Here is a 12,327-nt window from a genome sequence, read left to right as displayed (position 1 = left end):
GGACGATACGCGGGCTACTCGACCGTGACGGACTTGGCGAGGTTGCGCGGCTGGTCGACCTCGTGGCCCTTGGCGGTGGCCAGCTCGCAGGCGAAGACCTGGAGCGGGACGGTGGACACCAGGGGCTGGAGCAGGGTCGGGGTGGCCGGGATGCGGATCAGGTGGTCGGCGTAGGGGACGACGGCCTCGTCGCCCTCCTCGGCGATCACGATGGTCTTGGCGCCGCGGGCCCGGATCTCCTGGATGTTGGAGACGATCTTGTCGTGCAGGACGGAGCGACCGCGCGGCGAGGGGACCACGACGACGACCGGCAGGTCCTGCTCGATCAGGGCGATCGGGCCGTGCTTGAGCTCGCCGGCGGCGAAGCCCTCGGCGTGCATGTAGGCGAGTTCCTTGAGCTTGAGCGCGCCTTCGAGGGCCACCGGGTGGCCGACGTGCCGGCCGAGGAAGAGCACCGCGGGGGCGTCGGCCAGCGAGCGGGCCAGCGCGCGGACCGGCTCCATGGTGCCGAGCACCTGCTCGACCTGCCGGGGGGCGTCGCCGAGTTCGCGGATCACCGAGGTGATCTCGTCGCCCCACTTGGTGCCGCGCACCTGGCCCAGGTAGAGGGCGACCAGGTAGCAGGCGACCAGCTGGGTCAGGAACGCCTTGGTGGAGGCGACCGCGACCTCGGGGCCGGCGTGGGTGTACAGCACCGCGTCGGACTCGCGCGGGATGGTCGAGCCGTTGGTGTTGCAGATCGCCAGGACCTTGGCGCCCTGCTCGCGGGCGTGCCGCAGCGCCATCAGGGTGTCCATGGTCTCGCCGGACTGCGAGATCGCGATGACCAGGGTGCGGTCGTCCATGATCGGGTCGCGGTAGCGGAACTCGCTGGCCACCTCGACCTCGCACGGGATGCGGGTCCAGTGCTCGATCGCGTACTTGGCGATCATGCCGGCGTGGAACGCGGTGCCGCAGGCGACGATCACCACCTTGTCGACCTCGCGCAGCACCTGGTCGGGGATGCGCAGCTCGTCGAGGGTGAGCCGGCCGTCGGTGCCGATCCGGCCGAGCAGGGTGTCGGCGACGGCCTTGGGCTGCTCGGCGATCTCCTTGAGCATGAAGTAGTCGTAGCCGCCCTTCTCGGCGGCCGAGGCGTCCCAGTCGACGTGGTACTCGCGGACCTCGGCGGGCGTGCCGTCGAAGTTGGTCACCGTCACGCCCTCGCGGCGCAGTTCGACGACCTGGTCCTGGCCGAGCTCGATGGCCTCGCGGGTGTGCGCGATGAACGCGGCGACGTCCGAGGCGAGGAAGTTCTCGCCGTCGCCGACGCCGACCACCAGCGGCGAGTTGCGGCGGGCGCCGACCACCACGTCGGGGGCGTCGGCGTGCACCGCGACCAGGGTGAACGCGCCGTCCAGCTGCCGGCACACGGTGCGCATGGCCTCGGCGAGGTCGCCGTCGTAGGCCTCGGACAGCAGGTGGGCGACCACCTCGGTGTCGGTCTCCGAGCGCAGCGTGTGGCCGCGATCGGCGAGTTCGGCGCGCAGCAGGGCGAAGTTCTCGATGATGCCGTTGTGGACGACGGCGACCTTGCGGTGGTCGTCCAGGTGGGGGTGGGCGTTGGCGTCGTTCGGCGCGCCGTGGGTGGCCCACCGGGTGTGTCCGATGCCCGTGGTGCCGGCCGGCAGAGGGGTTTCGGCCAGCGACTTCTCCAGGTTGACGAGCTTTCCGGCCCGCTTGTCGGTCGCCAGGAGCCGCTGCCCGTCGGCTCCTTCGGTCTGCACCGCGACGCCGGCCGAGTCGTAGCCCCGGTACTCCAGCCGCCGCAGACCTGCGATCACTACGTCGAGGGCCTGCTGGGGGCCCGTATATCCAACAATTCCGCACATATGCGCCAGCATAGGTGCCGGTGTTCGAGCCCCTGCTGGTCGGATGACCACACCGGGTGACCGACACCACAACACCCGGCGGCCCGGACACGGCTCACAATGGACCCTGTGCTGACCGAACTCTGTACGAGGGGCGCGCCCGCCGCACCCACCCCCTCCCCGTACGTGGATCTGGACCGCGCCGAGTGGAGCGCGCTGCGCGAACGCACGCCGCTGCCGCTCACCGCCGACGAGGTCGAGCGCCTCCGCGGCCTCGGTACCGCGCTGGACCTGGACGAGGTCCGCGACGTCTACCTGCCGCTGTCGCGCCTGCTGAACCTGTACATCCACGCCACGCACGAGCTGCGCGGCGCGCTGGGCACGTTCCTGGACACCCCCGACACCGAGCGGGTGCGCACCCCGTTCATCATCGGCGTGGCCGGGTCGGTGGCGGTCGGCAAGTCCACCACGGCCCGCCTGCTGAAGGCCCTGCTGGCCCGCTGGCCCGAGCACCCGCGGGTCGAGCTGGTCACCACCGACGGCTTCCTGCTGCCCAACGCGGAACTGCGCCGGCGCGGCCTGATGGCCCGCAAGGGCTTCCCGGAGTCCTACGACCGGCGGGCGCTGATGCGCTTCGTCGCGGACGTGAAGGCCGGCAAGGAGCGGGTCACCGCCCCCGTCTACTCGCACCTGGTGTACGACATCGTGCCGGACGAGCAGCTGGTGGTGGAGCGCCCCGACATCCTGATCGTCGAGGGCCTGAACGTGCTCCAGCCGGCCCTGCCCGGCACCGACGGGCGGACCAGGATGGCGGTCGCCGACTACTTCGACTTCTCGATCTACGTCGACGCCCGCACCGACGACATCGAGGCCTGGTACCTGGACCGGTTCCGCAAGCTGCGCGAGACCGCCTTCCAGGACCCCAACTCCTATTTCCGGCGCTTCACCGAGGTGCCCGAGGAGGAGGCGATGGACTACGGCCGGCAGGTCTGGCGGACCATCAACCGGCCGAACCTGCTGGAGAACGTCCTGCCCACCCGCGGCCGGGCCACCCTGATCCTGCAGAAGGGCGCGGACCACAAGGTCCGCCGGGCGCTGCTCCGCAAGCTCTGACCCGGTTTGTCTGTACCCGATCGCAAGATTGACGGTCCGTCAGGATCACGGGTGCCTTCCAATCCGCGAGAAAACCCCCACCCCCTGCCCGCTATGGGACGTTCGCCGGAAATAGCAGGACGCGGGCACCCGTATCATCTTGGGGTCCCAACTGCGCGCCACGAGCGATGGAACGGATTACGTACTCGAGATGCTTGCCTTCCTGCTCGAGCTCCGGCAATGGTGGACCACCCGGGCGATATACCCGTTCGCCGTCTTCATGACGGTGGTGTGGGTGCTCTGGCTGATACGCCTGGCCCTGACGCGCCGTTACCGCCCTTGGGTGCGGCCGCATTCGACGACCACCGCGGTGATCATCCCGGTGGTCGACGAACCGGTGGACCTGTTCTTCTCGGTCCTCGACCGGATCATCGACCAGCAGCCCACCGAGCTGGTCGTGGTCATCAACGGCAAGCGCAACCCGGCCCTGGAGCGGGTCTGCGACGAACTCGGCGTCTACTGGGAGTGGACCGAGATCCCGGGCAAGCGCAACGCGCTGCAGGTCGGGCTGAAGGCCTGCACGGCCGACATCGCGGTGCTCGTCGACTCCGACACGGTGTGGACCCCCACCACCCTCTCCGAACTGGTCAAGCCGTTCCGCGACCCCGAGGTCGGCGGCGTGACGACCCGTCAGCGCATCCTCGACCCGGGCCGCTCGGTGCTGACCCGCTGGGCGGACTGGCTGGAGAGCGTGCGCTGCCAGTACTCGCTGCCGGCGATGAGCGTGCTCGGCACCGTCGGCTGCCTGCCCGGCCGGACCATCGCGTTCCGCCGGGAGATCCTGGTCAACTGCATGGAGGAGTTCCTCAGCGAGAAGTTCCTCGGCGTGTTCCTGGAGGTGAGCGACGACCGCACGCTCACCAACTACACGCTCAAGCAGGGCTTCCGCACCGTGTACCAGTCGACCTCGCTGGTGTACACCGACGCCCCGCTGGAGCTGCGCAAGCTCGCGAAGCAGCAGTACCGGTGGGCCCGCGGCTCGCAGTACAACACGCTCCGGATGCTGCCCTGGATGCTCCGCAAGGCCCGCATGCTCGCCCTGTTCTACCTGGTGGACATCCTGGTCCCGTTCGTCCTGCTGGGCAGCTTCTCCGCCTGGGCGGTCGCCGTCTGGCACCAGCGCGGGCCGAGCCTGTACGAGGAGCTCCCGCTGCCCGCCGAGCACTGGAAGGCGCTGATCGTCCTCTTCCTGCTCGCCGCGTCGCTGTCCGCACTGTCGCTCGCCGTCCGGTTCGGCCGTCACTTCGCCTACCGGGCCAAGGACATGCTGTACCTCCCGGTCTTCATGGTGATCAACACCTGTCTGCTGCTGCCGGTCCGGCTCCTCGGCTTCTTCCGGATGGCCCACAACTCGTCCTGGGGCACCCGCGCCGACGGCTTCGCCGGTGAGCGGGTGCGCAGCCCGCAGGTGGTCATCCCCTATCTGGTCGGCAGCGCCCTCCTGTTCGGTTCGGTGATGATGAGTGTCTAAGCGAAGAAACACCAACCGGCGCAAGACCCTGCACTGGTGGAGCCGCGGCTCCGGCATCCGGCTGAGGGTCTGGATGGTCGTCAACGGCCTTCTGCTGTGCACCCTTTCGTACGGTGTGCTGGCCGCGCTCGGCGCGCAGGACGGCACCCTCGGCTACCACGGGCTGGGCAACTCGGCGAAGACCTCCGGCCTCGACCGGCTGCTGCAGCCGAAGAAGGCGGAGCCCGTCATCCCTGGGCGGGAGATCTTCGCCAACCCGGAGGGCAAGAAGTACTTCGGCGTCAGCACCCAGGAGTCGCCGTTCTCCTCGGCCGAGGTCACCTCGGTCCAGCAGAGCGCCGGCGCCGCCCCGTCGATGACCGAGTACTTCGTGCAGTGGAACCAGGAGTTCGACCCGAAGGCGATCACCGCCGCATACGGCCACGGCACCCTGCCGGTGCTGGCCTGGGAGCCGTGGGCCGGCACCGAACTGGGCAAGGACCAGCCCGACTACGCCCTGTCGACCATCACCGGCGGCAAGCACGACGACTACATCAACCGCTTCGCCCAGGCCGTCGCCACCCAGAAGTGGCCGGTGGCGATCCGGTTCGCGCACGAGATGAACGGCAGCTGGTACCCCTGGTCGGAGCAGGCCAACGGCAACCACGCCGGTGATTACGTCCAGGCCTGGCGGCACGTCCACGACCTGTTCAAGGCGGCCGGCGCCACCAACGTCATCTGGGTGTGGAGCCCGAACATCCTCCGCCCGGTGCCCGACATCGACATCACCAAGCTCTACCCGGGCGACCAGTACGTCGACTGGGCCGGCATGGTCGGCTACGGCACCAACGAGGAACGCACCGCCGACGCGACCTTCGGGCCGACCCTCGACCTGCTGCGCAGCATCAGCAGCAAGCCGATCCTGATCACCGAGACCGGCCGCGAGCCCAACTCGATGCTGAAGCCGGTCTGGATCTCCGACTTCTTCGCCTGGCTCGCCAAGCAGCCCGACGTGGTCGGTTTCATCTGGTTCCAGCGCAACAAGTCCCAGGGCGCCGAAGCCAACTGGCGCTTCGACGACACCACTCCGTCCCTTCGCGCCTTCTCCAACGGCCTTCGGCAGATCACACTGGCCGACGGACACAACTGACCGAAGGATCACCGTGAGCCTGCACCATCCGTCGTCGCGGACCACCGCCCGGGAGCCGCACCGACCCGCCGCCACCCGGCCCGGCCCGGGCACCGGTCCGGCCGAACAGCCCGAGGCGGCCGGCGGCCGCGCGCGGCTGCTCGTCCTGCTCGCCGCGCTGCCGCCGGCGCTGCTGGCCCTGGCCCGCTGCCTGGACGGCCTCGGTGCCCGCCAGATGTGGCGCGACGAGCACGCCAGCTGGTGGGCGGCCACGCTGAAGTTCGAGGACTTCCGGGCCCTGCTGAGCAACATCGACGCGGTGCTCGCGCCCTACTACATGCTGCTGCGCGTCTGGATACCGGTGGCCGGGGACTCCCCCGCCGCCCTGCGGGTGCCCTCGGCCGTCGCGATGGCGGCCGCCGCCGCGACCGTGGCCCTGCTCGGCCGCCGCCTCGCCGCCGGGCCCGACCGCCCGCACGACGGACTCGCCGCCACCCTGATCGGCCTCGGCTCCGGCGTCGGCTTCGCCCTGCTGCCGACCGTCACCCGCTACGGCCAGGAGGCCCGTCCCTACGCCTTCGCGGTGTTCCTGGCGGCGCTGTCCACGCTGCTGCTGCTGCGCGCCCTGGAGCGGCCCTCGGTCTTCCGCTGGGGGTTCTACGCGGCGAGCGTCACCCTGATCGGCGCCGCGCACCTGGTGGCGATGCTGGTCCTCGGCGGCCACCTGCTCGCCGTCGTGTTCCACTGGCGCCGGGAGCGCGACCGTGTCCTGACCGGCTGGGCGGCGGCCACCGCGGCCGGTGTCGCCACCATCGCCCCGCTGATCCTGCGCGGCAACGGCCAGAGCAAGCAGATCGCCTGGATCAACACCACCAGCAGCGACCTGACGAACCTTCCGAAGGAACTGTTCGGCTCCTGGACCACCGCCGCGGTGCTGATCGCGCTCGCCGTGATCGGCCTCTACCCGGCCCGCCGGCACGCCCCGCTGCTGCTCGGCTGGATCCTGCTGCCGCCGGTGCTGACCTTCGCCACCGCGAGCTCGCTGCACCTGTTCCTGGAGCGGTACCTGCTCTTCACGATGGCCCCCTACCTGCTGCTGGCCGCCGCCGCGGTCGGCTGGGCGCTCACCCCGCTGTGCCGCGGCACCGGCGGCCGGGTCGGCGCGGGCGTGCTGGCGGTGGCGATGACCGCCGGGCTGGCCGTGCTGATCCAGCCCTCGATGGCCGCGGCCCGCAGCAACCCCGTCGCCGAACCCGACTACCGGGGCGTCGCCGACCTGCTGGCGGCCCAGGCGAAGCCCGGCGACGCCATGGTGTTCAACAGCCAGCTGAACGCCCGCCGCGCGCTGGCCTACGAGCTGCGCAGCCGGCCCGCGCCGTTCGACGTGATGCTCAAGTACTACCCGGAGGACCTGGGCAAGTTCCAGGGCGTCGAGTGCGACGACCCCTCCGAGTGCGCCCGCTACGCCAACCACGTGTGGCTGGTCAGCACCGCCTACGGCCCCAACCCGTTCGGTCAGATGGCCGCGCCGGTGCGCGCCGTGCTGGAGCACGAGTTCAAGGTGGTCCGGACCCAGGAGCTGAACAAGGTGAAGCTCGTCGAACTGGAGCGCACCCAGCCCTCCCGCTCCAAGAGCTGAGCGGGAGGGTGACGGCGGGTCAGCGCATGGGCCACTGCACCAGGCGCTGATCCACCAGGCCGTCCTGAAAGGCCTTCAGCGCGCCGGGCGAGGTGGTGAACCGCCAGTCGTACCGGCCGCCCTCCTGGTCGCTGTGCTGGAACCAGGAGAAGCCGACCACCCGCGGATGGGCCTGCAGCCAGCGGAAGAAGTCGACGATCCACAGCGCCTTGTTGATGTTCGGCTTGACGCCGACCTCGCCGATGAAGATCGGCTTGTCGGACAGCTCCGCCAGATCCTGGTAGGTCGGACCGAGCACCGTCTCCGCGTCCGACTCGCTCTCGCTGTAGGCGTCCATGCCGATCCAGTCCACGTACCCGTCGCCCGGGTAGTAGCGGGACAGCGAGTGCATCTCGGTGCCGCGGTGGATGTTCGGGCACCAGAACCAGATGACGTTGGTGACGCCGCGCGCTTCGAACAGATCGTGAATGTGCCGCCAGGCCTTCACGTAGTCGCCCTGCTGATTGCCGCTGCGGCCCTCGTACCACGGGTACCAGGTCGCGTTCATCTCGTGCGCGAAGCGGAGCACCACCGGCCGGCCGGACTTCTTCACCGCATCGGCGAACGACGTCAGGTAGGCGTCGTGGGCCCCCGCCGCGATGGTCCGCAGCGAGTACTTCGGCTGGTCCTCACCGGCGTCCCGCCCGTCCGACGGCTGCCAGGTCACCAGCGGGACGGCGCCCAGGTCGTAGGACTCCGAGACGTCGTCGGCCGCGAAGTCCTGGTTCCAGTTGACGTAGTACTCCTGGACGGTCGGCTGCCGCCCGGCCGCGACGGCGACCGTGTCGGTCTCCGGCTTGTTCGGCGACCCCGGGGTGCTCACCCCGAAGAGCACCCCGTTCGGGCGGCGCAGCGCGTCCATCGTCGCCACGGTGCCGTTCTGGCTGCCGGACGGCGACGGGGCATCCGGGGACTGCGAGGACGGCGCGCCCGGCGTGACGGGCCCGCCGAGCCGCGGCGGGAGACCCGACGAGTCCCCGCCGGAGCGGAATCCCAGCGCGCCGCCCGCCGCCACCAGGGCCACCACCGCGACCCCTACCACCCAGCGGGCCGGGACCCGGCGGGCTGCCGGGCCCACGGTGCCCGGGCCGAGGCCACCGTTCACCGGGCGCTCCGGCCTGCGGTCATCCGCCGGCCGCCTTGGTGCCCCGCGCCAGCAGGGTCGCCTTCACCGAGCCGAGGATGTCCTTGGTGGCCTGGTCGCCGTCCCCGACCGCGCTGCCGTCCTTGTTGCCGGAGATCGTGATGTAGGTGTACCGGCCGAACGTCTTGTGGTCGCTCTTGCAGCCGGTGGCGTCACCGCCGCAGACCTTCGGCGCGCCGTCGGCCGGCAGCACCTGCATGTTGCCCTTGAACCCCTGGTCGACCTTGACGGCCTGGACCTTGTCGTCGAACACCGCGATGCCGACCGTGATCACCTGCTTGTCGGACAGGTAGGTCGCCCGGTACAGGCCCTTGCAGATCTGGTCGCGCAGCACCGGCCCGAGACCGTTGGTGGTGACGTCGCCGCAGGCGCCGCTGAAGTCCACCGCGGCCCGCGTGTACACGCGGCCCTGAACCGTCACCTTGTCGTCCGGGAACATGGTCTGGACGCTCGCGTCGGCCTTGTCGGTGCTTCCCTGCGAGATCGCGTCCTCGGCCTTCTGCGGAGTCACGGACCCCTTGCCGCCCCCACTCGCGCTCGCGCTCGCGCTGGGGCTCGCGTCGCCGCCGCCGCCGTTGGGCTGCCCCGAGGAGCTGGTCCCCGTGGTCGGCTGAGCGTCGACCCGCGCCTTGCCGTTGGTCAGGTAGATCGACGCACCGACGATGCCGCCGACGACCAGCACCGCCGCCAGACCGCCGCCGATCAGCGCGACCCGCTTCTTGCTCCGGGACTGCGCCTCGTTCTGCTGGGCCAGCGCCTCCCAGTCGGGCTCGTCCAGGTCGGAGCTCTGGAACGTCCCCGGGCCGTAGCGGCCGTGCGGGACGCCGGCGGGCGGGAAGCCCGGCCCGCCCTGCGCGTCGGGGCGGGCCATCGGCGTCTGCGCCGGCCCGGGCGGGCCGAAGCCCTGCTGGGCCGGGAAGACCGGCTGCTGTTGCTGCGGCGGCGGGAAGCCGTAGCCCTGCTGCTGCGGCGGCGGGAAGCCGTAACCCTGCTGCTGCGGGACCGGCTGGCCCTGCTGCGGCGGCGGGAAGCCGTAGCCCTGCGGCGGCTGGCCCTGCTGCGGAGGCATCGGCTGCCCCTGCTGCGGCGGCTGGCCCTGCGGTGGCACGGGCTGGCCCTGCGGTAGCGCCCCCCCGGGCTGCCCCTGCTGCTGCGCGTCGGTCATCTGATTCTCCGCCACCCTTCACTGAACGCGTGCAGATCCTACCCGGAAATCCGTCCGATTCCATGGGCGGCCCAAGCCGCCGTCAAGCAGTAGTCCTATCGCATTCCCGCGCGCCGCAGCGGGCTTGACGCCGATTCAGCCCAGGTGCAGGCGAACCGATTCGGCAAGGCGCTCGCAGACCGACTGGGCCTGCTCGTGGCCGACCGCTTCGACCATCACCCTGACCAGCGGCTCGGTGCCGGACTTGCGCAGCAGCACCCGGCCGGTCGTGCCGAGCTCGGCCTCCGCCTCGGCGACGGCGGCCTGGAGTTCGAGGCAGGACTCGACCCGGTCCTTGTCGACACCCTTGACGTTGATCAGCACCTGCGGCAGCCGGGTCATCACGGTGGCGAGGTCGGCCAGCGGCTGCTTGGTGGCGGCCAGCCGGGCGCCGAGCATCAGGCCGGTCAGGGTGCCGTCGCCGGTGGTGGCGTGGTCCAGCAGGATCACGTGGCCGGACTGCTCGCCGCCGAGCGCGAAGCCGTGCTGCTTCATCTCCTCCAGCACGTACCGGTCGCCGACCGCGGTCTGCACCAGCGCGATGCCCTCGCGTTCCATCGCCAGCTTGAAGCCGAGGTTGGACATCACGGTGGCCACCGCGGTGTTGCGGCGCAGCGTGCCCGCTTCCTTCATGGCGACCGCGAGGATCGCCAGGATCTGGTCGCCGTCGACCTCGTTGCCCTCGGCGTCGGCGGCCAGGCAGCGGTCCGCGTCGCCGTCCAGGGCGATGCCCAGGTCGGCCTTGTGCTCCTTCATCGCGACGCGCAGCTTTTCCAGGTGGGTGGAGCCGACGCCGTCGTTGATGTTCAGGCCGGTCGGCTCGGTGCCCAGGGTGTACACCACCTCGGCGCCGGCCCGGGCGAACGCCTCCGGGGCGACCCGGGCGGCCGCGCCGTGCGCGCCGTCGATGACGACCTTCACGCCGTCCAGCCGGTTCGGCAGCACCGCGACGAGGTGCGCCACGTACCGGTCGAAGCCCTCGTTGTACTGGCGGACCCGGCCCACCGCGGCGCCGGTCGGCCGCTCCCAGGTCTCGTCACCGACGCCGTAGCGGCGGTAGTGCGCCTCGATCGCGTCCTCGATGGCGTCGTCCAGCTTGTGGCCGCCGCGGGCGAGGAACTTGATGCCGTTGTCGGGCATCGCGTTGTGGCTGGCGGAGAGCATCACGCCGAAGTCCGCGCCGAGCGCGCCGGTCAGGTACGCGACCGCCGGGGTGGGCAGCACGCCGACCCGCAGCACGTCGACGCCGGCGCTGGCCAGGCCGGCGATGACGGCGGCCTCCAGGAACTCTCCGGACGCGCGGGGATCACGGCCGACCACGGCGACCGGCCGGTGCCCCTCGAACGCGTTCGCGTCGCCGAGCACATGGGCGGCGGCCACTGACAGGCCGAGCGCCAGTTCCGCGGTCAGGCCCACATTGGCCACCCCGCGCACCCCGTCCGTACCGAAGAGTCGTGCCATGTTCGCGTTCGTCCCGTCCTGTCAGCGCCTTGCGGCTCGGTTGGTACCAGCCCCCGCGGACCCCGCACGAGTCCGGGAGGCACAACGCCCCGGAGCACGAAGTGCTCCGGGGCGAGGATCGCATGCAGGGTGCGATTAGCGCTTGCTGTACTGCGGCGCCTTGCGGGCCTTCTTCAGACCGGCCTTCTTGCGCTCGACGGCGCGAGAGTCACGGGTCAGGAAGCCGGCCTTCTTCAGCGGGCCGCGGTTGTTGTCCACGTCCGCCTCGTTCAGCGCACGGGCCACGCCGAGGCGCAGCGCGTAGGCCTGACCGGAGACGCCGCCACCCGAGATGCGGGCGACAACGTCGTAACGGCCGTCCAGCTCGAGGAGCTTGAAGGGCTCGTTCACGGTCTGCTGGTGCACCTTGTTGGGGAAGTAGTTCTCCAGGGTGCGACCGTTGATCTTCCACTGGCCGGTGCCGGGGACGATGCGCACGCGGGCGATCGCCTCCTTGCGGCGGCCGAGGCCGGCGCCGGGGACGGCCTCGCCGAAGCGGCCGGCCAGCGACTCGGTGGTGTACTCGGACTCGGTGGTGTACTCGTCGACGTTCTCGTCGTCGAATTCGACCTCGAGGGTGGTCTCGGTGACAGTCTCGGCCACGGTGTTCCTCAGCTCTTCTACGTCAGTTGGGGTGTGGGTGGCCGGAATTACTGCGCGACCTGGGAGATCTCGAACGGCACCGGCTGCTGCGCAGCGTGCGGGTGCTGGTCGCCCGAGTAGACCTTCAGCTTCGAGAGCATCTGACGGCCGAGGCTGTTCTTCGGAACCATGCCCTTGATGGCCTTCTCGACGGCCTTCTCCGGGTTGTTCGCCAGCAGGTCGTCGTAGCGCACCGAGCGGAGACCGCCCGGGAAGCCGCTGTGACGGTAGGCGAGCTTCTGGGTCTTCTTGTTGCCCGAGAGGTGCACCTTGTCGGCGTTGATGATGATGACGAAGTCACCAGTGTCAACGTGCGGCGCGTAGATCGCCTTGTGCTTGCCCCGCAGGAGGTTGGCGGCCTGGGAGGCCAGGCGGCCGAGCACGACGTCGGTCGCGTCGATGACGTGCCACTGACGCTGGACGTCGCCGGGCTTGGGGCTGTACGTACGCACGGTCGTAGCCTTCGCTTTTCAGTGAGTGGGTCCTGACAGGAGCACACAGGACCTGGGGCCTCCAGCCAACCGTCCCGGACGCAATTCGGGCATTGGCCACTGGAGTTCGGCCTGTGGTGTCTCCGG

10 protein-coding genes are annotated in these 12,327 nt (G+C 70.5%); 4 read left to right on the top strand and 6 right to left on the bottom strand.

The window, feature by feature from the left end:
* Nucleotides 1–14: 14 nt before the first annotated feature.
* Nucleotides 15–1,871: a glutamine--fructose-6-phosphate transaminase (isomerizing) gene (gene glmS, locus ACFYST_RS26885; RefSeq protein ID WP_387866000.1), complete on the bottom strand. Its 1,857-nt coding sequence runs from the start codon at nt 1,869–1,871 to the stop codon at nt 15–17.
* 99 nt (nt 1,872–1,970) lie between these two features.
* Between glmS and coaA the strand changes: the two genes are divergently transcribed.
* The 4 genes from coaA (at nt 1,971) to ACFYST_RS26865 (ending at nt 7,220) form a co-directional block, all read left to right on the top strand.
* Nucleotides 1,971–2,963 carry a type I pantothenate kinase gene (gene coaA, locus ACFYST_RS26880; protein WP_387644509.1) on the top strand — a complete coding sequence of 331 codons (993 nt, stop codon included), beginning with the start codon at nt 1,971–1,973 and terminating at the stop codon, nt 2,961–2,963.
* Nucleotides 2,964–3,153: 190 nt separating this feature from the next.
* The gene (locus tag ACFYST_RS26875) at nt 3,154–4,473 is read left to right on the top strand and encodes a glycosyltransferase family 2 protein (protein ID WP_387644507.1); all 1,320 of its coding nucleotides are present in this window, start codon (nt 3,154–3,156) and stop codon (nt 4,471–4,473) included.
* A complete protein-coding gene (locus ACFYST_RS26870) occupies nt 4,466–5,602 on the top strand; it encodes a glycoside hydrolase family 26 protein (RefSeq protein WP_387644504.1) in 1,137 nt (378 codons plus the stop codon). The genes ACFYST_RS26875 and ACFYST_RS26870 overlap by 8 nt, the downstream gene beginning before the upstream one ends.
* A gap of 13 nt (nt 5,603–5,615) precedes the next feature.
* Nucleotides 5,616–7,220, top strand: coding sequence for a hypothetical protein (locus ACFYST_RS26865; protein WP_387865997.1), 1,605 nt, complete (start codon nt 5,616–5,618; stop codon nt 7,218–7,220).
* 19 nt (nt 7,221–7,239) lie between these two features.
* On the opposite strand, the gene ACFYST_RS26860 is transcribed toward ACFYST_RS26865, so the two are convergent.
* The 5 genes from ACFYST_RS26860 to rplM all read right to left on the bottom strand — a co-directional run bounded on the left by ACFYST_RS26860 (nt 7,240) and on the right by rplM (nt 12,201).
* Entirely contained in the window at nt 7,240–8,364 is a 1,125-nt protein-coding gene (locus ACFYST_RS26860; protein WP_387644498.1) for a glycoside hydrolase family 26 protein, read from the bottom strand.
* 19 nt (nt 8,365–8,383) lie between these two features.
* Nucleotides 8,384–9,568, bottom strand: a complete 1,185-nt coding sequence (locus tag ACFYST_RS26855; RefSeq protein ID WP_387865994.1) for a hypothetical protein — start codon at nt 9,566–9,568, stop codon at nt 8,384–8,386.
* A gap of 135 nt (nt 9,569–9,703) precedes the next feature.
* Nucleotides 9,704–11,068, bottom strand: coding sequence for a phosphoglucosamine mutase (gene glmM, locus ACFYST_RS26850; RefSeq protein ID WP_387644493.1), 1,365 nt, complete (start codon nt 11,066–11,068; stop codon nt 9,704–9,706).
* Nucleotides 11,069–11,203: 135 nt separating this feature from the next.
* Complete coding sequence (rpsI, locus tag ACFYST_RS26845) at nt 11,204–11,710, bottom strand: 30S ribosomal protein S9 (protein ID WP_387644491.1); 507 nt, start codon at nt 11,708–11,710, stop codon at nt 11,204–11,206.
* A 47-nt stretch (nt 11,711–11,757) separates the two neighbouring features.
* A complete protein-coding gene (gene rplM, locus ACFYST_RS26840) occupies nt 11,758–12,201 on the bottom strand; it encodes a 50S ribosomal protein L13 (protein ID WP_035863497.1) in 444 nt (147 codons plus the stop codon).
* Nucleotides 12,202–12,327: the final 126 nt, after the last annotated feature.

Origin of the sequence: Kitasatospora sp. NPDC004614 (assembly GCF_042873675.1) — a bacterium.
Classification (GTDB): Bacteria; Actinomycetota; Actinomycetes; order Streptomycetales; family Streptomycetaceae; genus Kitasatospora.
This window is presented reverse-complemented; position numbering and strand designations above follow the sequence as displayed.